At 62.3% G+C, this 20,925-nt stretch carries 18 protein-coding genes; 10 read left to right on the plus strand and 8 right to left on the minus strand.

Translation table 11 applies throughout. The features are described from left to right. The gene (locus SB822_RS31860; protein ID WP_410856426.1) at positions 1-1,029 is read left to right on the plus strand and encodes a histone deacetylase family protein; all 1,029 of its coding nucleotides are present in this window, start codon (positions 1-3) and stop codon (positions 1,027-1,029) included. A 342-nt stretch (positions 1,030-1,371) separates the two neighbouring features. On the opposite strand, the gene SB822_RS31865 is transcribed toward SB822_RS31860, so the two are convergent. Further along, on the minus strand, positions 1,372-2,907 hold the full coding sequence (locus SB822_RS31865; protein ID WP_007586720.1) for a NuoM family protein: 1,536 nt from the start codon (positions 2,905-2,907) through the stop codon (positions 1,372-1,374). 393 nt (positions 2,908-3,300) lie between these two features. On the opposite strand from SB822_RS31865, the gene SB822_RS31870 reads away from it, so the two are divergent. Further along, positions 3,301-3,549 (plus strand): hypothetical protein, encoded by a 249-nt coding sequence (locus tag SB822_RS31870; RefSeq protein WP_007586719.1) that lies wholly within the window; start codon positions 3,301-3,303, stop codon positions 3,547-3,549. An 87-nt stretch (positions 3,550-3,636) separates the two neighbouring features. Here SB822_RS31870 and cyoD read toward each other — a convergent pair whose 3' ends face one another. The 4 genes from cyoD to cyoA are packed head-to-tail and all read right to left on the minus strand — an operon-like array spanning position 3,637 to position 7,501. Beyond that, the gene (gene cyoD / locus SB822_RS31875) at positions 3,637-3,981 is read right to left on the minus strand and encodes a cytochrome o ubiquinol oxidase subunit IV (protein WP_007743997.1); all 345 of its coding nucleotides are present in this window, start codon (positions 3,979-3,981) and stop codon (positions 3,637-3,639) included. Further along, positions 3,982-4,590 carry a cytochrome o ubiquinol oxidase subunit III gene (gene cyoC, locus SB822_RS31880; protein WP_007743998.1) on the minus strand — a complete coding sequence of 203 codons (609 nt, stop codon included), beginning with the start codon at positions 4,588-4,590 and terminating at the stop codon, positions 3,982-3,984. It lies immediately after the preceding gene. After that, the gene (gene cyoB, locus SB822_RS31885; RefSeq protein WP_007743999.1) at positions 4,590-6,596 is read right to left on the minus strand and encodes a cytochrome o ubiquinol oxidase subunit I; all 2,007 of its coding nucleotides are present in this window, start codon (positions 6,594-6,596) and stop codon (positions 4,590-4,592) included. Before cyoB ends, cyoC begins: the two co-directional genes overlap by 1 nt. 2 nt (positions 6,597-6,598) lie before the next feature. Then, entirely contained in the window at positions 6,599-7,501 is a 903-nt protein-coding gene (cyoA, locus tag SB822_RS31890) for a ubiquinol oxidase subunit II (RefSeq protein WP_007744000.1), read from the minus strand. A 278-nt stretch (positions 7,502-7,779) separates the two neighbouring features. Here cyoA and SB822_RS31895 point away from each other — a divergent pair, with 278 nt between their 5' ends. From SB822_RS31895 to SB822_RS31910, 4 genes are all read left to right on the plus strand, one after another. Further along, positions 7,780-8,199: a DUF1810 domain-containing protein gene (locus SB822_RS31895; protein WP_410856454.1), complete on the plus strand. Its 420-nt coding sequence runs from the start codon at positions 7,780-7,782 to the stop codon at positions 8,197-8,199. A 148-nt stretch (positions 8,200-8,347) separates the two neighbouring features. Next, the gene (locus SB822_RS31900; protein ID WP_007744002.1) at positions 8,348-8,800 is read left to right on the plus strand and encodes a Fur family transcriptional regulator; all 453 of its coding nucleotides are present in this window, start codon (positions 8,348-8,350) and stop codon (positions 8,798-8,800) included. An 83-nt stretch (positions 8,801-8,883) separates the two neighbouring features. Further along, on the plus strand, positions 8,884-9,546 hold the full coding sequence (locus SB822_RS31905) for a response regulator (RefSeq protein WP_007744003.1): 663 nt from the start codon (positions 8,884-8,886) through the stop codon (positions 9,544-9,546). Then, positions 9,543-10,877, plus strand: coding sequence for a sensor histidine kinase (locus tag SB822_RS31910; RefSeq protein ID WP_094298074.1), 1,335 nt, complete (start codon positions 9,543-9,545; stop codon positions 10,875-10,877). Before SB822_RS31905 ends, SB822_RS31910 begins: the two co-directional genes overlap by 4 nt. A 32-nt stretch (positions 10,878-10,909) precedes the next feature. Here SB822_RS31910 and SB822_RS31915 read toward each other — a convergent pair whose 3' ends face one another. Together SB822_RS31915 and SB822_RS31920 are read right to left on the minus strand one after the other, a co-directional pair. Beyond that, positions 10,910-12,361, minus strand: a complete 1,452-nt coding sequence (locus tag SB822_RS31915) for a heavy metal sensor histidine kinase (RefSeq protein WP_410856427.1) — start codon at positions 12,359-12,361, stop codon at positions 10,910-10,912. Continuing rightward, a complete protein-coding gene (locus SB822_RS31920; RefSeq protein ID WP_007586698.1) occupies positions 12,361-13,038 on the minus strand; it encodes a heavy metal response regulator transcription factor in 678 nt (225 codons plus the stop codon). Before SB822_RS31920 ends, SB822_RS31915 begins: the two co-directional genes overlap by 1 nt. Before the next feature lie 577 nt (positions 13,039-13,615). On the opposite strand from SB822_RS31920, the gene SB822_RS31925 reads away from it, so the two are divergent. Beyond that, positions 13,616-15,208 (plus strand): aspartate:alanine exchanger family transporter, encoded by a 1,593-nt coding sequence (locus SB822_RS31925; RefSeq protein WP_410856428.1) that lies wholly within the window; start codon positions 13,616-13,618, stop codon positions 15,206-15,208. A 287-nt stretch (positions 15,209-15,495) separates the two neighbouring features. Further along, positions 15,496-17,433, plus strand: a complete 1,938-nt coding sequence (locus SB822_RS31930) for a putative bifunctional diguanylate cyclase/phosphodiesterase (RefSeq protein ID WP_410856429.1) — start codon at positions 15,496-15,498, stop codon at positions 17,431-17,433. A 12-nt stretch (positions 17,434-17,445) separates the two neighbouring features. On the opposite strand, the gene SB822_RS31935 is transcribed toward SB822_RS31930, so the two are convergent. Further along, positions 17,446-17,904 (minus strand): Lrp/AsnC family transcriptional regulator, encoded by a 459-nt coding sequence (locus SB822_RS31935; protein ID WP_007745325.1) that lies wholly within the window; start codon positions 17,902-17,904, stop codon positions 17,446-17,448. Between the two features lie 261 nt (positions 17,905-18,165). On the opposite strand from SB822_RS31935, the gene SB822_RS31940 reads away from it, so the two are divergent. Next, positions 18,166-19,236, plus strand: a complete 1,071-nt coding sequence (locus SB822_RS31940) for a Leu/Phe/Val dehydrogenase (protein WP_410856430.1) — start codon at positions 18,166-18,168, stop codon at positions 19,234-19,236. A 939-nt stretch (positions 19,237-20,175) separates the two neighbouring features. Beyond that, a complete protein-coding gene (locus tag SB822_RS31945) occupies positions 20,176-20,880 on the plus strand; it encodes a FadR/GntR family transcriptional regulator (protein WP_410856431.1) in 705 nt (234 codons plus the stop codon). The last annotated feature ends 45 nt before the right edge of the window (positions 20,881-20,925 follow it).

Here is a 20,925-nt window from a genome sequence, read left to right on the forward strand (position 1 = left end):
ATGAAGACGTTTTTCCACCCCGAACAACTGCTGCATCATCCGCGCTCTTATCTGTCGCGCGGACAGATGCGCGAGCCGCAGGAAGTGCCCGAGCGCGCTGCGCGGCTCGTCGCTGCTGCGAAATCGCTGGACTTCGATGTCGTCGAACCGGCCGATCACGGTACGGCCGCGATCGCCGCCGTACACGACATGAACTATCTGCGCTTTCTCGAAGAGGCGCATCGCGACTGGAAAAAGATGCCCGACGATTGGGGCGACGAAGTGATGTCGAACATCTACGTGCGCGATCCGAATCCGTTGCGCGGCGTGCTCGCGAAGGCGGCGCGCTATCTCGCCGACGGCAGTTGCCCTGTTGGCGCGAATACCTGGCGTGCCGCGTACTGGTCGGCGCAAAGCGCGTTGGCGGCGTCGTCGGCCGTCAACGCGGGCGCGCGCGAAACGTATGCGCTGTGCCGGCCGCCGGGCCATCACGCGCGTGCAGATGCCGCGGGCGGCTTCTGCTATCTGAACAACGCCGCGATTGCTGCGCAGTCGTTGCGCAGCCGCTTCAAACGCATCGCGATTCTCGACACCGACATGCATCACGGCCAGGGCGTGCAGGAGATCTTCTACGGACGCGATGACGTGCTGTACATCTCCATTCACGGCGATCCGACCAACTTTTATCCCGTTGTCGCGGGTTATGAGGAAGAGCGCGGCGCGGGTTCGGGCGACGGCTTCAACGTCAATCTGCCGATGCCGCACGGTTCGTCGGAAGCGGTGTTCTTCGACAAGCTCGACGATGCGCTGCGCGTGTTAAAGCGCTTCGAGCCCGACGCGCTGGTGCTCGCATTGGGCTTCGATATCTACAAGGATGATCCGCAGTCGCAGGTGGCCGTGACGACGGAAGGCTTTGGGCGGCTCGGCGAAGCGATCGGCTCGCTGAAGTTGCCTTCCGTGATCGTGCAGGAAGGCGGCTATCACCTGGAAAGCCTCGAAGCGAATGCGCGCGCGTTCTTCGGCGGCTTTATGGAGAAGCGCGGCGGGTAAGTGCCGATTTTCAGGCGCGACATGCAAACGGCCTCGCAGCAATGCGAGGCCGTTTTTCGTTGCTTCAGCCATAGCCTGTGCAGAAACGGTGCCGCAAACCGACCGTGACGATCGTCTGCGATTGCGCCGAGGAGTGGCGGTTGCCCTGGTCAGACGCTTTGACAGGTTTGCCCGCCGTGCTGGGCGAAACGGATCGAGTGACGCGCATGCCGCATCAAGCGACGACGGGCCTGTGACCGTTGCGAACGAACGGTCAGCGCGAATGCGCCAGCGCAAATGCGCCAGCGCAAATGAAAACGGGCGTCCAATGGACGCCCGTCAAATGCTAGCGGTTGAAGCAGATCAGCCCGGCAGACGCGACGAAACAGCCGCCGGCCGGTTGTTCGACGCGACGCCCGTGTCCGTCGGCAGCGCGGAGCCTTGTGCTTGCGCAACCAGGTTTTCCGTGGCCGGACCGATCGCGTCGGTGAACGTCTTCGGACGCACGCCGATAGCCAGCACCAGCACGGCCATCGCACCGAGCAGCACGAACTCGCGGCGGCCCAGATCGCGCAGGCTCGACACGCGCGTGTTCTTGATCGCGCCGAACATCACGCGCTTGTACATCCACAGCGTGTACGCGGCGCTCAGGATCAGCGTCAGCGCAGCCGTCGCGCCAACCCAGAAGTTGAAGCGGATCGCGCCCATCAGCACCAGAAACTCGCCGACGAAACCCGACGTGCCCGGCAGGCCGACGTTTGCCATCGAGAACAGCATCGCGAACGTAGCGAGCTTGGGCATCGAGTTGGCGACGCCACCGTAGGCGTCGATCGAGCCGTTCTTCGTGCGGTCGAACAGCATGCCCGTGCACAGCAGCATCGCGCCCGACACGATGCCGTACGACAGCATCTGCACGACGGCGCCTTCCGTGCCCATGCGGTCGAACGTGAACAGGCCGAGCGTGACGAGGCCCATGTGCGCGACGGCGGAATAGGCGAGCAGCTTGCGCATGTCGGTCTGCGCGAGCGCGAGCAGGCTGCCGTAGATCACCGCGACCAGCGACAGCGCGATCATCGCCGGTGCGAAGAAGTGACAGGCGTCCGGCACGATGGGCAGCGCGAAGCGCAGCAGGCCGTAGCCGCCCATCTTCAGCATGCCGAGCAGCACGGCGGCGCCCGTCGGGCCGTCCGAGTGGACGTCGGGCAGCCACGTGTGCACGGGCCACATCGGCACCTTCACCGAGAAAGCCGCGATGAAGCCGATGAACACCATGATCTGCGGCATGAAGTCGAGCTTCAGCGTGCGCCACGTGGCGATGTCGAACGTGTGCGAGTGCGCCCAGAGGTAGATCAGCGCGGCGAGCATCGCCAGCGAGCCGACCAGCGAAAAGAAGAAGAAACGCACCGCCGCGTAGACGCGGCGCTTTTCGCCCCACGTGCCGATCAGCAGATACAGCGGAATCAGCGACGCTTCGAAGAACACGAAGAACAGCATGCCGTCGAGCGACGTGAACACGCCTTGCATGCAGCCGGACAGCAGCAGGAACGCGCCGTAGTACTGCGCAACACGCGTGGTGATCGATTCCCACGACGCGATCACGATGATCAACGTCGTCACGGCCGTCAGCACGGTGAACCACAGCGAAATGCCGTCGACCCCGAGGTGATACGAGATGCCGAACTCGGGCAGCCACGCGGACTGCTGCTCGAACTGCATCGTCGACAGCGACGAATCGAAACCCGCTACCAGCGGAATGACGGGCAGGATGCTGACGGCTGCGCCGATCAGCGCAAGCCAGCGCGTGCGGCTCTGCGCGCTGTCAGAGCCGCCGAGCAGCACGACGATACCGGCGACGATGGGGACCCAGATCAGGAGGTCGAGGACTGATGGGAGGTGCATTTGCTCTTTGATGAAACGCCTGAACGCGAATAGCAGGCCCTCGCCCGTGGGGCGAAGGATCAAAAAACCTTACATGGACATTTCGACGGACGGCCCCGAAGGGCGCGGGACGGCGCGCAGCTTGCGCACACGCGTAACCAAAACGCATGACGGTCAGGGTTAACGAGGATAACTCAAAATAATAATGTTGCGCTGCCACAAGTGCGTTTTTTATTTATTGCGAAAGTCGGCATTGACATTGATGGGTGGTCCTGCGCAGGTGAAGTGCGCTGCACAAAGAAGCAGCACTGGAAGCGCTTCCACACGATGAGGCGCAATGGCGGCTTACAGGGCTTGCCCTAGATTTAAGCGACCGTTGTTCGCTGTACGCTTAAGTCGCGAGGAGACGAACCCATGAGAAAAGTTTTCCACATCGCTGTTATCGCCGTTTTGGCCTACCTGGTTGCCGATCGGGCGCTGCTGCATGCACAGGCTCAGGAAGCCAGCACGTTCGCTTGCGCGCAAGGTGCCGAACAGGTGAAGCTGGATGCGCTGGGCAGAGGGTTTGGCGACGCCGCCGCGAGCAGTCAGGGCGATGCGTTCAGGTCGGGATGTCTGGTGACAGGACGTGGCCGTCCGACAGAGATGCTGGCGCGCAACTGATGCGCAGATGAAGCAGGGCAGGGAAGCCGCGCCGGCCGCACGCTAAGGCATGTGCAACCGGCGCGAAGATGTGCGCTTAACGCAAGGTTAGCGCGACATCATGTTCATGCTGACGTTATGCATGACCCACAGCGTTCCGCCGATCACGATAACAGCCGTCAGCACCGTGAACGCGAACGCGGTCACGTTCCAGCGCTGACCCGACGACGTGTTCATGTGCAGGAAGTACACCAGGTGCACGACGATCTGCACGAGGCCGAGGCCGGCAATCGCGTAGAGCGCCTGCGTGCCCGTCGCCCAGCCCGCCAGCACCACGCCGAATGCGGCTGCCGTCAGGATGACGGACAGCACGAATCCGATCATGTAGCTGCCGAAGCTGCCATGGCTTTCGTCACCGTGCGCCGAATGTGATGAGTGAGAATGGCTGCTCATTTAGATCACGCTCGCAAGATAGACAAACGAAAAAACACCGATCCACACGATGTCCAAGAAGTGCCAGAAGAGGCTCAGGCACGTCAGACGGCGCAGTTCGCGCTCGCCCAGAGCGGGCGCGCGCACGACCTGAATCATCATCACCAGCATCCACACCAGACCCGACGTGACGTGCAGGCCGTGCGTGCCGACCAGCGTGAAGAACGCCGACAGGAACGCGCTGCGGTCAGGACCCGCGCCGTCCGCGATCATGTGCGAGAACTCGCGGATTTCCAGCGCGACGAACGACGCGCCCAGCACGAACGTCACAGCCAGCCAGAACAACGTGGTGCTCTTGTTGTTCTTGTGCGCGCCGAGCATCGCGAAACCGTACGTGATACTCGAGAACAGCAGGATCGCCGTTTCGATCGCCACGCCCTGGATCTCGAACAGATCCTTGCCGCTCGGACCGCCCGCGAACTGATGGCTCATCACCGCAAACGTCGCGAACAGCGCCGCGAACAGAATGCAGTCGGTCATCAGATACAGCCAGAAGCCGAACACCGAATTGGACGGTGCGTGTTCCGCGTCGTGATGATGCGGGTCCGCAACAATAGCTTTTTGTAGCATCAGGCAATCTCCTCAGCTTCGGGCAGTTGCTTGGCGATCGCCGCGCCCGAACCAGCGCCGTTACGTTCTTCCATCAGGCGAACGGTTTCAGCGGGGATGTAGTAGTCGGTGTCGTTATCGAAGCTGCGTGCGATCCACGTACCGATCGCGCCGATAAAGGCCGCGATAGCCAGCCACCAGATGTGCCACGTCAACGCGAAGCCCAGCGCAAGGCTGAACACGCCGATGAAGAAACCAGCGCTCGTGTTCGACGGCATGTGGATGTCGCGGTACACCGGCTTCTCGACATTGCCGCGTGCCTTCATGTCGTGGAATGCATCCAGCTCATGCACGACAGGGACGGTGGCGAAGTTGTAGATCTGCGGCGGCGAAGTCGTCGCCCATTCGAGCGTACGGCCATTCCACGGATCGCCCGTGAGGTCGCGGTTTTCCGGCTTGTTGCGATCGCGGATCGACACGACGATTTGCAGCAGCTGGCAGCCGATACCGATCGCGACCAGCACGGCGCCGAGTTCGGCGACCAGCAGCCACGGATGCCATGCCGGGTTGTCGTAGTGGTTCAGACGGCGCGTCATGCCCATGAAGCCGAGCACGTACAGCGGCGTGAACGCAACCCAGAAGCCGATCTGCCAGAACCAGAACGCAGCCTTGCCGAGCTTCTCGTTCAGCTTGAAGCCGAACGCCTTCGGGAACCAGAAGTTCATGCCAGCGAGGTAGCCGAACAGCACGCCGCCGATGATCACGTTGTGGAAGTGAGCGATCAGGAACAGCGAGTTGTGCAGCACGAAGTCCGCGCCGGGAATCGCCATCATCACGCCCGTCATACCGCCGATCGTGAACGTGACCATGAAGCCGAGCGTCCACAGCACCGGCGTCGTGAACTCGATGCGGCCCTTGTACATCGTGAACAGCCAGTTGAACACCTTCACGCCCGTCGGGATGGCGATGACCATCGTCGCAATGCCGAAGAACGCGTTGACGTCGGCGCCCGAACCCATCGTGAAGAAGTGGTGCAGCCACACGAGGAACGACAGCACCATGATCGCGCAGGTTGCGTAGACCATCGTCTTGTAGCCGAACAGCGGCTTGCGCGCGAACGTCGAGATGACTTCCGAGAAGATGCCGAACGCAGGCAGGATCAGGATGTAGACCTCAGGGTGGCCCCATGCCCAGATCAGGTTCAGGTACAGCATGGCGTTGCCGCCGCCGTCATTCGTGAAGAAGTGCATGCCGAGGTAACGGTCGAGACCAAGCAGCGCGAGCGTGACGGTCAGGATCGGGAATGCCGCCATGATCAGCACGTTCGTGCACAGGGCTGTCCACGTGAACACGGGCATCTTCATCAGCGTCATGCCGGGCGCGCGCATCTTGATGATCGTGGCGAAGAAGTTCACGCCCGTCAGCAAGGTGCCGATACCCGAGAGCTGCAAGCTCCACAGGTAGTAGTCGACCCCGACGCCCGGGCTGAACTGCAGCTCCGACAGCGGCGGATAGGCGAGCCAGCCCGTCTGCGCGAATTCGCCGATCAGCAGCGAGATGTTGATCAGGATCGCGCTGATCGCCGTCATCCAGAAGCTCAACGAATTGAGGAACGGGAACGCGACGTCGCGTGCGCCGATCTGCAGCGGCACGATCAGGTTCATCAGGCCGACCATGAAGGCCATCGCCATGAAGAAGATCATGATGACGCCGTGCGCCGTGAAGACCTGATCGTAGTGGTGCGGCGGCAGATAGCCGGGCGAGTGATACGCGAGCGCGAGCTGCGTACGCATCATGATCGCGTCGGCGAAGCCGCGCAGCAGCATGATGAGCGCAACGACGATGTACATCACGCCGAGCTTCTTGTGGTCGACCGACGTGAGCCATTCGGTCCACAGGTAGCGCCACTTGCCGAAATACGTGATCGCGCCGAGCACAGCCAGCGCGCCGAAAATCATCCCGATACCGGCGACGACGATGATCGGCTCGTGATACGGAATGTCCGCCAGGGTTAATTTACCGAACATGCTTACCCCTTGGTCCCGTTAGGTGCACAGTTCACGTCCTTCATGTTGTCGATGACGTGACCGTTGTTGTAGCGGGCAACAATGTTGTTGAAGAGCTTGGGATCGACCGACGAGAAGTACGACACAGACGCCTTCTCTTCCGGCTTCGCCACTGCGTAGTAGCGGTCCATGGAGAGGTGATCCGTCGATGCGCGTGCTTTCGCGACCCATGCGTCGAAGTCTTGCTGCGACTCAGCGAGCGTGCGGAACTTCATGTCCGAGAAGCCCTTGCCGCTGAAGTTGGCAGAAGTGCCGGCGTAGTCGCCCGCTTCTTCAGCCAGCAGATGCAGACGCGTCTGCATGCCTGCCATCGCGTAGATCTGGCCGCCCAGTTGCGGGATGAAGAACGAGTTCATCACCGTGTCCGACGTGATGCGGAAATTCACCGGGGTGCCCACGGGAATCGCCAGCTGGTTCACGGAAGCGATGCCGAGATCCGGATAGATGAACAGCCACTTCCAGTCGAGCGCGACGACTTCGACGTTGATCGGCTTCACGTTCGATTCGAGCGGCTTGTACGGGTCGAGCTCATGCGTGCTCTTCCACGTCAGGACGGCGAGGAACAGAATGATCAGTGCGGGAATCGTCCAGACGGCGATTTCGATTGCCGTCGAATGCGACCAGTTCGGACGGTATTCGGCGGACTTGTTCGTTGCGCGATAGCGCCATGCGAACAGCAGCGTCAGGAAGATGACAGGAACCACGACGATCAGCATCGCCCACGTCGAGGTCGCGATCAGCGACTTCTCAGCGGCACCGATGGGGCCTTTCGGCGCGAGCAGCTCGAGGTTGTTGCACCCCGAAAGCAGGAGGGCTGGGGCAATTGAGACGAGACCGGCTAGCCGGCCCGCGATTTTTTTCGTCATCGCGGCCCTCTACAAAAACAAACGAACGAACGCATGCATTTCCTTGCTCCTTTTATAAGCGCTCGCATAATACGAAAGACACGTGTTGCAGTACAGCACTTTGACGCGAACGAACTATTGCGCGATCAGAGGTGAGACATAGTGTCGCAATGCCGCATCGGAGACCCTTTTGCGGCGTGCTGACGGTCCCAAGGACCGGTTTGAAAGGTTTTCGTAGGGAGCTGGCGGGCATGCCGGATGCATTTGCTGCGGCACGCAACAGAACTGCGGAGGACGGGATGGACGATAAATTCGACCTTCGACGCTTCGTCGATGCTCAGGCACCTATTTATGGGCGGGCGCTAGCGGAATTGCGCAACGGGCGCAAGCAAAGCCACTGGATGTGGTACGTCTTTCCCCAGTTTCAGGGCCTCGGAACGAGTCAAATGGCCCAAAAATTTGCCATCAACTCACTACCCGAAGCTGTCGCGTATTTGCAACATCCGGTGCTCGGTCCCCGTTTAAAGGAGGTCACGCGAGCCGTCAACGAAGTCGAGGGCCGGTCTATCGAGACCATCTTCGGCTACCCGGATTACCTGAAGTTCCACTCGTCGATGACGCTGTTTTCGAAAGCCGCGCCCGACGAGCCGGTGTTCACCGATGCGCTTGCCAGATACTTCGGCGGCAAGCCGGACGAGCGGACCCTGGAGCTCCTCTGAGCGCCGCACGCAAAGCGCGCCGAAGCGCACCAGGACGCGCGCTGCGCGCGCTTCACAAGCCCCGATAAGCGATTCTTAAGGATCGCACGGCCAGAATGGCCCGTTGCGAAGCCCGACAGAGGCTTTGCGTTACCGGACGGGGCTCCACATGATTGCGATCTACGCTGCGCTAAAAGCGGCCGGCCTGCGCCCGACGACGAGCCGGGCATCCGTGCTGAGGCTTTTCCACGAGCTCCCGCACGAGCACTTCACCGCCGATCAGGTGTACCGCAAGCTGTCGCGCGAGCCGGAGCCTTGCAGCCTGGCGAGCGTCTACCGCGCGCTCTCGCAGCTGCATGAGGCGGACCTCATTTCGAGCGCGACATTGGGCGATGCACGCATCATCTACGAACTCAATCGCGGGCAGCGCCACTATCACCTCGTCTGCAATCGCTGCGGCCGCATTCAGGACGCGTACGATCCGGGCCTCGAACAGCAGCAGGCAAAGATCGCCGCCGATCAGCACTTTCACTACGTGACGTCGAGCCTCGTGATCTTCGGCCGATGCGAAGCCTGCGAGGGCCTGCCTGCAATACCGAGGCGCCTCGGCGCGAGCGGATGAACGCTTTCCCGATGAAGAGGCGCTTAAGGGCGCGCTAAGCTACGGGTTCGGAGAATGGAGGCGATCGACGGAGAGAATGCGCGATGCGTTTGCTGCTGGTGGAAGATGACGACATGATTGGCGAGCCCGTCGTGGATACGATGCGCGGCGCGGGCTATGCCATCGATTGGGCGCACGACGGGCGCGAAGCCGAGCTGTCGCTGGCTCACGATGTCTACGATCTGGTGCTGCTCGATCTCGGCCTGCCGAAGGCAGACGGCATCGACGTGCTCAACCGCTACCGGCGGAGCGGCGGCAGCGCGCCCGTGATGATTCTCACCGCGCGCGACGCTGTCGAGAACCGCATTGCGGGGCTCGACGCGGGCGCCGACGACTATCTCGTCAAACCCTTCGATCTCGACGAACTCGCGGCGCGTGTGCGCGCGTTGCTGCGCCGTCGCACGGGGCACGCCCATCCTGAGTACACGCACGGCGATCTGAGCTTGAACCCGGCCGCACACGAAGCGACGCTGAAGGGCGAATTGCTGTCGCTCGTGCCGCGCGAATTCAGCCTGCTGCAGGCGCTGATCGAAGAGCCGACGCGCGTATTCACCCGCTCCGAACTCGAAGACAAGTTGTATGGCTGGGGCGAGGAAGTGGGCAGCAACACGATCGAAGTGCATGTGCATAGCCTGCGGCGCAAGATCGGCGCCGACCAGATCGTGACGGTGCGTGGCGTCGGCTATCGGCTCAAGCGCCCCGTATGACGTCGATCCGGCGCTGGTTGCTCGGCTGGCTGATCGCCGGCCTCGCGCTCGCTGCGCTGACCGCGGCGTACGGCATCTTCTATACGGCGCGGATTGAAGCGACCGAACTGTTCGACTACGAATTGCGCACGGTAGCGCTTTCCGTGCCGGCGACGGTCGGTAGCAGCAACGCGCTCGCGCGGCGCACGCCGGATTTCGCGGGCCTCGCCGACGATCGCCTGTTCATCGAAGTGTGGGACGACGCGGGGCAGAGCGTGTACAAGTCGCTCGAAGGCCTCGACGTGCCGCGTTATCCAGCCGGCCTGCGCACCATCGAGCGCGACGAGTATCACTGGCGGGTCTTCGGCGTTCAGGAAGGCGACCGTTTCGTGCAGGTCGCGCAACCCGTGTCCGTGCGCGAAGATCTCGCGCGGCATCTCGCATTGCGCACGCTGTGGCCGCTCGCGTTGTTTCTTCCCGTCATCGTGCTGATCGTGCTGTTCGTGGTCGGCCGCGGTCTTGCGCCGATCGGGAGCATCTCTCGCGCGCTCGCGACCCGCTCGTTCGATTCGCTCGATCCGTTGCGCCTGGACGGACGCATGCCCGTCGAACTGAAGCCGCTCGTCGATGCGCTCAATGATCTGCTGCATCGCCTGAACGTCGCGTCGCAATCGCAACGCACCTTTGTCGGCGACGCCGCGCATGAACTGCGCTCGCCGCTTGCCGCATTGAAGCTGCAATTGCAGGCGGCGGAGCGCGACGGCTCGCTGGTCGGCAGCAAACAGACTTTCGAGCGCATCGAAGGGCGCCTGAACCGGCTGATCCATCTCGTGCATCAACTGCTGACGATGGCGCGCGAAGACGCGCAGCGCAGCGCGCATTTCGAGCCGGTGAGCTTGCGCCGTCTGTGCGAGCGCGCCGTAGGCGACTTTTCGATGCTCGCCGAAGCGAGGCAGATCGACCTCGGCCTGGAGTTCAATCCTTCTCGCGATGCCGACGACGCATACAAGGTCAGCGCGGAGCCCGCGGGCATCGAGGTGCTGCTCAACAATCTGATCGACAACGCGATCCGCTATACGCCACGCGGCGGCAAGGTGGATGTGATCCTGAAGCGCACCGGCGACGGCATCGGTCTATGCGTGTCGGACAGCGGGCCCGGCATTCCGGACGCGGAGCGCGAACGCGTGTTCGACCGCTTCTATCGCAGCGCGGGCAACAAGGAACATGGCAGCGGGCTGGGCCTCGCGATTGCGCTGAAAATCGCGCAACGCCATCAGGCGACGCTCAGCATCGACAACAACGAAGGCAGTCCGGGACTTCGCGTCACGCTGTCGGGACTGCGGGCGCAATAGCGCCTGAATAGCGGCCGGGTTGGCGCGCGCACTCAACGAAACGTCAGCACGAAGCGCGTGCTGCGCGCATCGCTTTCCGCGTGAACGGTTCCGCCATGCAGCTCCATGATCGTGCGCACGATCGCGAGGCCCAGCCCCGTCGATCCCGGCGACCCTTGCGACGAACCGGACGAAGGCAACGAACTGCGCGACGGATCGACGCGATAGAAGCGGTCGAAAATCCGTTCGAGATGTTCGTGTGCAATCGGCTCGCCTTCGTTCGACACCGTGATGCGCACGCCGCCATCGATCTCATGCGCGTCGAGCACGATCTCCTTGTCGCGCGGCGTATAGCGCAGCGCGTTCGCGAGCAGGTTGCCGATGGCGCGGCGGAAGAGTTCGAGATCGGCGGTGAGCATCGCGGCGCCAGTCACGCGAACGCGCACGCCGGCGTCTTCCGCGACGCCTTCGAAATACTCGCCGATGCGCGTCAATTCCTGCACGGCATCGAACACGCGCATGTGCTTGACGAACTGTGGATGCTCCGCGCGCGCGAGAAACAGCACGTTCTCGATCATGCGCGACAGACGTTCGCACTCTTCGAGGTTCGATGCGAGCAGCGCTTCGTACTCGTCGGCGGAGCGTGTGCGTGCGAGCGCCACTTCCGTTGCGCCGCGCATGTTGCTGAGCGGCGTGCGCATGTCGTGCGCGAGATCGGCGGTGAAGCGCGACATCTGTTTGAAGCCGTGGTCCATGCGTTCGAGCATGGCGTTGAGCGTCGTCACCAGCGCTTCGAGTTCGCGCGGCACGCGTTTAACGGCAATGCGCGTATTCAGGCGGTTCACGGTGACTTGCGCGGCGCTCGCGGCGATATCGTTTACGGGCCGCATCGCCGCGCGAATCAGCAGATAGCTGAGCACCGTGGTCAGCAGCACGCCGATGATGCCGTAGATCTTGAGCTGGTCGCGGTATTGATCGAGCAGTTCGTAGCGGTCGCTCAGGTTGCGCGCGATCAGGATGCTGACCATTTCGCCGTCGCGCAAGGTCACGTCGGTGGCGACGCCGCGAATCGGCGCGCCCGTCTTGTTGCGCCACGCGGCGATGTCGTCTTCCGTGATGCGCGCCGTTGGCGGCACGCGCTGAATGGAGCGGCCGGTGGCGAGAATCGAAGTGTCGCTGGCGGGTACGGGCATGCCGAGCGTGCTCGTCAGATTGTGCTCGATGGCGAGTTGCCCATTGGGATCGAACACTTCCATCGACATGCCCGGATTGCCCAGCACGATGCTCGTGATCCGGTCGCCATGCTCGCGAATGCCATTCGATGCATCGATCTCCTGCGCGAGGCGCCGCGCGTGACGCGCAGCGAGCACGATGCTCATGTCGTCCTGCGAACTGATCTCCCGTTCGAGCGCGCGATACAGAAAGTTGCCGACCAGCACGAACACGGCGAGCGTCGTCGCGCCGAATGCGAGCGCGAGCGTGGTGGTGATCGAACGGCCGCGCATCAATCCGCTTCCTTGATTTCGAGCACATAGCCGACACCGCGAACCGTATGAATCAGCTTGACGGGGAAGTTATCGTCGATCTTGCTGCGCAAGCGGCGAATCGCGACTTCGACGACGTTCGTGTCGCTGTCGAAGTTCATGTCCCACACGTACGACGCAATCTGCGTGCGGCTCAACACTTCGCCGTGGCGGCGCGCGAGCAGTTGCAGCAGCGAGAACTCGCGCGGCGTGAGATCGATGCGGGTCGTGCCGCGCTTGACGCGGCGGCGGTTCACGTCCATTTCCAGATCGCCGATGCGGATCAGCTCGCTTTCGCGCGGCGGCCCGCGACGGGCGAGTGTGCGCACGCGCGCGAGCAGTTCGACGAACGCGAAGGGTTTGACGAGGTAATCGTCGGCGCCGAGTTCGAGGCCGCGTACGCGGTCGTCGATGTCGTCGCGCGCGGTCAGAAAGAGCACAGGTGTGGTGCGCGTGGCACGCAGCGTCTTCACGACGGTCCAGCCGTCCATCCACGGTAGCATCACGTCGAGAATGATGACGTCGTAGTCTTCTTCCTGCGCGAGGATCAGGCCGTGTGAGCCGTCGTTCGCCACCTCGACCGAATAGCCGGACTCTTCCAGTCCCTTCTTCAGGTAGGCCGCTGTTTTTGGTTCGTCCTCGATGACCAGGATGCGCATCGTTCTGCTCCGCTTTGCTGCTGGATTTTGACGTTTCAATCATACCGAGATGTGTGTGGCGTCTGATTACATTTCGGTAATGTTTTGGTTTGCTTGTGTGTTTTCTGGCATCCGCGTTACGGTGTCTGCCATTCAAGCGTCGCCCCTGTGCGGGGCGGCACCTACTTTTCTTTGCCGCCGCAAAGAAAAGTAGGTGCCGCCCCGCACAGGGGCGACGCTTGAATGGCAAACACCATCACGCGGATGCCAGCAAAAACACTAGCAAACCAAACCGGCCGCGCTACGAAGGCAAATCGCGGATGCCACCGCAAAAGCAAACCCCGAATGCCCACGCATAGCCAAACCGCAAACCTCAGCGAAGCAAAAAACCAAAACCCGCTGCGAAAGCGAATACGCAAACCAGATCACAAATGGCCTCAGGCACCCGTTGCCTGGATACGCCATGCGCCTGCACAGCGTCTATGATTGATCAGGCAATACATGGGCATTAGCGCAAGTGACGCGCGCGCCCATTCCAGTCGCATCATGCTCTTTCGTTAGCTAACGGCAAGGCCAGTACACGACCCTGGGAGCGAACATGGATGCAGTCCGGACGTTGCTTGAATCGCAGCCGTTGCTCACGTTGTTTCTCACCATCGCGCTGGGCTATGTGATCGGCGAATGGAGCATCAAAGGCGTGGCGCTCGGCTCCGGCGCGGTACTGTTCGTCGGGCTTGCAATCGGCGGCTTTGCGCCGAAGTCCGCGCCGCCCGCGGTGCTCGGCACGCTCGGTCTGTTGCTGTTTCTCTATGGCATCGGCGTGCAGTACGGCGCGCAGTTTTTCGCCGGCTTGTCGAGTGCAGATGGACTCAAGGCGAACGCAGCCGCCGTGCTCGGCGTGATCGGCGCGGGCTTCGTGTCGCTAGCGCTCGGGCCGCTGTTCGGCGTGAAGCTCGATCAGGCGCTTGGCCTGTATGCGGGCGCCGGCACCAGCACGGCAAGCCTGCAGGCGGTGCTCGCCGTGCTGAAGGGCGAAGGCGCGGCCGTCGGCTATAGCGTTGCTTACCCGTTCGGCGTCGCCGGGCCGATCCTGTTTCTCTATGTGCTGAGCGTCGCGCTGGCGCGCAAGATCGAAGCGCCGCCCGCAAACATCATGGAGACGGCCGAGATCGCGCTGCGCAACCAGGCGTTCGTCGGCCTCACGTTTCCCGAACTGAAAGCGCGTCTGCCCGCGGGCCTCGGCATCGCGGCCGTGCGCCGCGCGCATCACAACCAGTTGCCCGCCGACGATTTCGTCATGCAAACCGACGACGTGCTGCTCGCGACCTCGATGGACGGCGACGAGTTGCGTAAGGCCACCGAACTGCTCGGCCAATTGCACACCGGACGCATGACGCGTTTCCGCGAAGACCTCGATTATCTGCGCGTGTTCGCGTCGAGCCGCACCGTGGTCGGCCATGCGCTGCGCGATATCCGATTTCCCGACGGCATGGTGTGCTCGATCGCGCACGTGCGTCGCGGCGACGCCGACATGCTGCCGAGTCCCGATCTGATACTCGAGTTCGGCGACCGTGTCGGTCTGCTGATCGGTCCCGGTCAACGCGATGCGGTGCGCAAGCTGTTCGGCGATTCGATCAAGGGAACGGCGGAGTTGAGCTACATCTCGATCGGCGTCGGCGCGGCGCTCGGTTTGCTGGTCGGCCTGATTCCGCTGCCGATACCGGGCGTCGGCAAGTTGTCGCTCGGGCTCGCTGCGCTGCTGCTGGTCGCGCTCTATCTCGGCAAGATCCGGCGCGTGGGTGGACTCGTCTGGACGATGCCGCTTTCCGCGAATCTCGTGCTGCGGAACTTCGGCCTGACTGTGTTTCTCGCGCAAGTCGGGCTGTCGTCGGGACCGAAGTTCTTTGCGACGATCGGCCTCACTGGCATCTCGTTCCTGCTGTACGGCGCGGCCATTCTGATTGCGCTCGTGTGCATCACGGCGGCGTGCTGCCTGTGGCTTTTTCGCCTGCCGTTCGACGCGACCGTCGGCGTGATTAGCGGCGCGACGGGCAACCCGGCGATCCTCGCGTTCGCGAACCGCATCGCGCCGACAGATCGCCCCGATATCGGCTACGCGATGATCTTTCCATCGATGACGATCGTGAAAATTCTGTTCGTCGAGATCGCGGCGGTGGTCTTGGGCGGATAGACCGGTGCGCTGTTAACGTGCTATTGATCTGACGAATACATCGTAAAAAAGGGCGTTTCGCGAGCATTACGCGTGTGTGTTGCGCAAGCGTGTGTGGCGCCGTCGAGACAGCGCGGCCCATCTCGCAGCTTTCTTTACTGGCGAACATAGTCGGTCTCGTATCATCAGGTTCGCCGCGAAACTGCCGTAAACATGCAGGTACGCGACAGACGCCATCGCCTCTCGCAGCCTGGACGTACCAACAGGCGGCGCCCCCGGACTTGCCGACCCATTCACGCTGCCGAGCCATGATTCGCCCGCAGGACCTCGCTTCGTTTCGTACTGTTCCCGCCGTGAAGGCCGCGCTGTCACGCTCGCAGTTCGACGCGTTCTCGCGGCAATTGCCGCTGCTGTATGTGATCCTCGTGGTGAACAGCGTCGCCGTGGCCGCGACGCATGTCGCCGTTGCGCCGGCTTGGCTCGCCATCTGGGTACCGCTCGCGATGTGCACGGCCTGCGCGATCCGGCTGGTCGTGTGGGTAAGGCGAAGAAACTTCCTCGCGTCGCTGACGGATGAACAGGTCGCGTCGCGGCTCAAGACGACGATCTGGCTGATTGCACTGCTGGGCGTCATCTTCACGGGCTGGGGATTGCTGCTTTTCCCGTATGGCGACCCGTACGCACGCGCGCACGTGGCCTTCTACATGTCGATTACGGTGATCGGCTGCATCTTCTGTCTGATGCACATGCGCAAGGCCGCATTGCTGCTGACGGCCATCGTGATCGTGCCGTTCTCGCTGTTCTTTTCGCTGACGCATAACGCGGTGCTTGTCGCGATTGCGATCAACATGCTGCTCGTTGCCGTCGCGATGATCTTCGTGCTGGTCACCTACTATCGCGACTTTGCGAACCTCGTTGGATCGAAGCATGCATTGCAGGCGAAGCAGGCCGAACTGCAACGGCTGAGCGACGAAAATTCGCGCCTTGCCAATCTCGACATCCTCACAGGGTTGCCGAACCGCCGGCGCTTTCTGGCCGATCTCGACGCGCTCTTTGAAACGGCGCAGGCAGGGCAGGCGCGGTTCGCCGTCGGCGTAATCGATCTCGACGGCTTCAAGCAGGTCAACGATCTATATGGCCACGGCGCAGGCGACCGCGTGCTCGAAGAAGTCGGCCGGCGGCTTCTCGACGTTTCGGGGCCGCATATCCAGCTTGCGCGGCTCGGCGGCGACGAGTTCGGCCTGCTGGTGACGGACGTGCGCGAGCCACAGGACTTGCGCGACATCGGCGCGGCGATCTGCGAAACGCTGCGCGCGCCTTACGCGTGGCCTGGCGCGACTGCGCGGCTGTCGGGATCGCTCGGCTTTGCGATCTATCCCGATGCGGGCCGCTCGCCCGCGCAACTGTTCGAGCGCGCGGATTACGCGTTGTACTTCGCGAAGGAGCATCGCCGCGGCGGCACGACGATCTTCTCGGCGGAGCACGAAAAGCAGATTCGCGAACTCGGGCAAGTCGAACAGGCGCTGCGGCATGCGGATCTCGAGCGCGAAATGACGCTGCATTTCCAGCCTATCGTCGACACGGTGCGCGAGCATGTCGTGTCGTACGAGGCGCTAGCGCGATGGGCCAGCCCGACGCTCGGCGACGTGCCGCCGGCGCTGTTCATCAAGGTCGCCGAGCGCAGCGATTTCATTCATACCGTGACGGCGGCGCTATTGCGTAAGGTGCTCGCGACGATGCGAGAGTGCGATCCCGCCGTGCGCGTCGCTTTCAATCTGTCGGCGCGCGATATCGGCTCCCTGGACGCGGCTGCGAACATTGCGGGCATCGTTCGCGAGAGCGGCGTCGCGCCTGATCGGCTGATCTTCGAAGTGACGGAGACGGCCGTCATTCAGGATTTCGAGCAGGCGTTCGCTTCGCTCGATGCGTTCAAGCAGCTAGGTGTTCACATTTCGCTCGACGATTTCGGCACGGGCTATTCGAGCCTCACCTGCATTCACCGGCTGCCGCTGGACAAGATCAAGATCGACCGAGGCTTTCTAGACCGCATCGACGCCGATCCGGCGGCGCAGGACATCGTGCGCAGCATCGTGGATCTGTGCCGCTCGCTTGAACTGACATGCGTGGCCGAAGGCGTGCAGACGGAGGCGCAGGCGAGCGTGCTGCGTGGGCTTGGCTGCACGGTCATGCAGGGCTTCTACTTCGGCGTGCCGATGCCGCTCGAAGAGCAGTCACTTGCGGTGTGATGGCTGCAGCGCTCAAGGCTCGACGGACACCGAGCGCTTCAGGCAGCGCAGCGCGAAGATCGAGCGGCTGTCCTGAAAGCCGGGCAAGCGATACAGCTTGCGCCGCAGAAACGACTCGTAGCCTTCCGTGCCCGCCACCGCGACCTTGATCAGATAGTCGTATTCCCCCGACACGAGAAATGCCTCGACCACTTCCGGCAGATCGGCGAGCGCTTCGCCGAAGCGGTCCAGCGTGCGCTCATCGTGCTTCGCGAGCTTCACTTCGATGATGACGGTATCTGGCAAGCCTAGCGCTTTCTGATTGAGCAGCGCCGCATAGCCTTCGATCACACCCGCCTCTTCGAGTGCGCGCACGCGGTTCCAGCAAGGCGTCGCCGACAGGCCGACACGTTCGGCGAGCTTCGCGTTTGAAAGGCGTCCGTCGTTGCGCAGTTCGCGCAGGATGCGCTGATCAGTGGCGTCCAGTTTCATGCGGTCTCCGGGTCAAGACGATTCGTCTTCTGTAATGCCGTTCTGATAGTCGATTATTCTGCCACGATCCCGTTCTGTGCCTGATCAACAGCACAAAATTCCCAATTTGACCGCATACACTTTTGCGACGGATGACCTTGCCTTGCGCGGGTCCCGAGAACTTCGCTGCCTGCGTCCGTGACCCGGACGACGAGCGGCCAGCCGGCGCGAGGCGATCGCTTCGCGCGGACTCAACTGCCTGCCCACAAGGAAGGAACACTGATGGACCGACTGACGACGAACTTTGCCGGAACGCTTTTCGGGCTTCACGGCGAACCGGCCCACGAACGCATTGTCGTGGCCAGCGATGCCGAATCCGGCCTGCAAGCCGTGATCGCGCTGTACAGCACTGCGCGCGGCCCTGCGTTTGGTGGTTGCCGCTACTGGCAGTACGCCTCGGACTACGAGGCGTATCACGACGCGCTGCGTCTGTCACAGGGCATGGCGTTCAAGAATGCGCTCGCGGGACTGCCGTTCGGCGGCGGCAAGGCGGTGATCCTGAAGCGTCCGGAGCAGATGGATCGCGTGGCGCTGTTCAAGGCGTTCGGCAGGCTCGTGCAATCGCTCGGCGGCGTTTATCTGACGGCTGAAGACGTCGGCACGACGGCCGACGACATGCGCGCGGTGCAGGGCGAGACGCCGTATGTGAGCGGCATTCCGCGCGACAACGACGTGTATGGCGGGAATCCGTCGCCGCGCACCGCGTATGGTGTGTTCGTGGGCCTGAAGGCGGCGGTGCAGGTTGCGCTTGGGCGTGACACTTTGGAAGGCATTTCGGTTGCCGTGCAGGGTTTGGGTTCGGTCGGCTGGGATCTGTGCGAACGGCTGCATCGCGCGGGCGCGGAACTGATCGTGTCGGATATCGATGCAGGCAAGACCGGGCGCGCGCAGCAGATGTTTGGCGCGCAGATCGCTGATGCGGCGCGGATTGCATCCGTCAACGCTGATGTGTTTGCGCCTTGCGCGCTGGGTGGGTCGATTACCGAGGCTGTAGCGGCTGGTTGTCAGTTTAAGGTTATTGCTGGTGGCGCTAATAATCAGCTGATGTCGCTGGCTGAGGGTGATGTGCTGCATCAGCGTGGGATTTTTTATGCGCCGGATTTTCTCGTCAACGCGGGTGGGATTATTAGCTGCGTGCGGGAGTATCTCGGCTCCGCCGATAAGCAGGCCGTGCTGGATGAGGTTGCAATGATCGCGCCGCGGGTTTTTGAGCTTGCTGAGAGGGTTAAGGCAACTGGCGTTGCTCCGGCTCGCGCTGCTGTGGTTTGGGCTCGGGAAATGATGGAGAGTTGAGGTTTGGTTGTTGTCCGCGACGCGGTTTGGGTTTGCTTTTGCCTTTGGGTTTGCCTGTAACCGGCGTCGCTTTTGGATTTTTGCCTTTGCTCGGGCATCCGCGTGATGTCTTTGGTGTTCACGCGTTGCCCCTGTGCGGGGCGGCACCTACTTTTCTTTGCCGCCGCAAAGAAAAGTAGGCAAAAGAAAGCGGCTCACACCGCCAGCGCTAGTTCTTGCCTGAGGGCCCCCAACTGGTCCCGCGCTTCACACGGCAACCACGTGACTCATGCTTGTTGCCAGCGCTCTTGCGGTGCGCCTCACCCACTTCACGCGCCCGCGTCGCAGCATGCCGTGCCAGATATTCCACCGCCGCCCAGGTGGCAAACTGTGTGTAGGCTGTAGCGCTGCACACGCCTCACTTCGGACCAATAGCGCACGCGTCCCACCATGTAAGAGCGCCAAGCTATACGTCGCGACAACTTACACACAGTTTGCCACCTGGGCGGCACAAACCATTCGCTGCCGCTAGCCCTTGAGCGGGTGTTTGAAGTGGGTGAGGCGATCATTCGAAGCGTTGGCGACGAACGCGAACAGAAATGCTGCCGTGTGAAGCGTAAGACCCTTTGGGGGCCCTCAGGCAGGAAGAAATGTTGGCGGTGTTAGCCGCTTTCTTTTGCCTACTTTTCTTTGCGGCGGCAAAGAAAAGTAGGTGCCGCCCCGCACAGGGGCGACGCATGAACGGCAAACACCGTAACGCGGATGCCAGCGCAAACACAAGCAAACCAAACCGCCCGCGCCACGAAGGCAAAACGCGGATGCCAGCGCAAAGGCCAAAAAACCCCGACCGGCAACGCCCGCGCCACGAAGGCATAACCCCAAACCCCGAGGGTTTCCCCCCATACCACCCGCCGCAGGCAAATTTGTATGATGACCATATGACATGGCAAATCCACTGATATGTTCGAAAAGATCCCGAGCCGGGCACTCAGCGACACGGTCGCGCAACAGCTCCTCGCACAAATCGACAAAGGCACCTTCGCCCGCGGCGGCAAGCTGCCAACAGAAGCCGTGCTATCGCAAGAATTCGGCGTCAGCCGCACAGTAATCCGAGAAGCGATCTCACGCCTAAAGAACGAAGGCGTGGTCGAGCCCCGCCAGGGCAGCGGCGTGTATGTGTCAGCCCATGGCGCGATCCGCCCACTGCGAATCGACTACGCAGAAGCAATGGAAGGCGGCTCAGTGCTGCAGATCCTCGCAGTGCGCCGCGCAATCGAAGCCGAAGTCGCAGCAGAAGCCGCCATGCGCCGCACGGACGCCGACATGCTGGCAATCGACGCCGTACTCAAAAAAATCGACGAAGCCGTCTCCGAGGGCCGCGACGGTGTCGCTGAAGACGTCGCGTTCCACCGCACGATCGCGACCGTGACGGGCAACCCGTATTTCCTGAAGACTCTCACGTTCCTCAACCAGTACCTCGAAGCAGGCACCGTCGTCACGCGCCGCAACGAAGCGCTGCGCGAGGACTTCTCGCGTCAGGTGCGCGACGAGCACGCGGCAATCGTCGCCGCGATTCGCGCCGGCGATCCAATGGCCGCCCGCAACGCCGCGCAAACGCACATGTACAACGCCGCCCGCCGCCTGGCAGAGGCCGGTATCTGCTGATCCACACACGTCTGCTCGCGACACGCGCGAGCCGTCGTCCGAAGC

This window comes from Paraburkholderia sp. SIMBA_054, from assembly GCF_046534875.1.
GTDB lineage: Bacteria > Pseudomonadota > Gammaproteobacteria > Burkholderiales > Burkholderiaceae > Paraburkholderia > Paraburkholderia hospita.

What these genes read in the sequence shown, in the direction of transcription:
- SB822_RS31925 (WP_410856428.1), top strand. Translation starts at nt 13,616, where the DNA reads ATGGATGCAGTCCGGACGTTGCTTGAATCGCAGCCGTTGCTCACGTTG.
- SB822_RS31940 (WP_410856430.1), top strand. Translation starts at nt 18,166, where the DNA reads ATGGACCGACTGACGACGAACTTTGCCGGAACGCTTTTCGGGCTTCAC.
- SB822_RS31865 (WP_007586720.1), bottom strand. Translation starts at nt 2,907, where the DNA reads ATGCACCTCCCATCAGTCCTCGACCTCCTGATCTGGGTCCCCATCGTC.
- SB822_RS31900 (WP_007744002.1), top strand. Translation starts at nt 8,348, where the DNA reads ATGATTGCGATCTACGCTGCGCTAAAAGCGGCCGGCCTGCGCCCGACG.
- SB822_RS31860 (WP_410856426.1), top strand. Translation starts at nt 1, where the DNA reads ATGAAGACGTTTTTCCACCCCGAACAACTGCTGCATCATCCGCGCTCT.
- SB822_RS31905 (WP_007744003.1), top strand. Translation starts at nt 8,884, where the DNA reads ATGCGTTTGCTGCTGGTGGAAGATGACGACATGATTGGCGAGCCCGTC.
- SB822_RS31870 (WP_007586719.1), top strand. Translation starts at nt 3,301, where the DNA reads ATGAGAAAAGTTTTCCACATCGCTGTTATCGCCGTTTTGGCCTACCTG.
- SB822_RS31895 (WP_410856454.1), top strand. Translation starts at nt 7,780, where the DNA reads ATGGACGATAAATTCGACCTTCGACGCTTCGTCGATGCTCAGGCACCT.
- cyoA (WP_007744000.1), bottom strand. Translation starts at nt 7,501, where the DNA reads ATGACGAAAAAAATCGCGGGCCGGCTAGCCGGTCTCGTCTCAATTGCC.
- cyoB (WP_007743999.1), bottom strand. Translation starts at nt 6,596, where the DNA reads ATGTTCGGTAAATTAACCCTGGCGGACATTCCGTATCACGAGCCGATC.
- cyoC (WP_007743998.1), bottom strand. Translation starts at nt 4,590, where the DNA reads ATGCTACAAAAAGCTATTGTTGCGGACCCGCATCATCACGACGCGGAA.
- SB822_RS31930 (WP_410856429.1), top strand. Translation starts at nt 15,496, where the DNA reads ATGATTCGCCCGCAGGACCTCGCTTCGTTTCGTACTGTTCCCGCCGTG.
- cyoD (WP_007743997.1), bottom strand. Translation starts at nt 3,981, where the DNA reads ATGAGCAGCCATTCTCACTCATCACATTCGGCGCACGGTGACGAAAGC.
- SB822_RS31945 (WP_410856431.1), top strand. Translation starts at nt 20,176, where the DNA reads ATGTTCGAAAAGATCCCGAGCCGGGCACTCAGCGACACGGTCGCGCAA.
- SB822_RS31935 (WP_007745325.1), bottom strand. Translation starts at nt 17,904, where the DNA reads ATGAAACTGGACGCCACTGATCAGCGCATCCTGCGCGAACTGCGCAAC.
- SB822_RS31920 (WP_007586698.1), bottom strand. Translation starts at nt 13,038, where the DNA reads ATGCGCATCCTGGTCATCGAGGACGAACCAAAAACAGCGGCCTACCTG.
- SB822_RS31910 (WP_094298074.1), top strand. Translation starts at nt 9,543, where the DNA reads ATGACGTCGATCCGGCGCTGGTTGCTCGGCTGGCTGATCGCCGGCCTC.
- SB822_RS31915 (WP_410856427.1), bottom strand. Translation starts at nt 12,361, where the DNA reads ATGCGCGGCCGTTCGATCACCACCACGCTCGCGCTCGCATTCGGCGCG.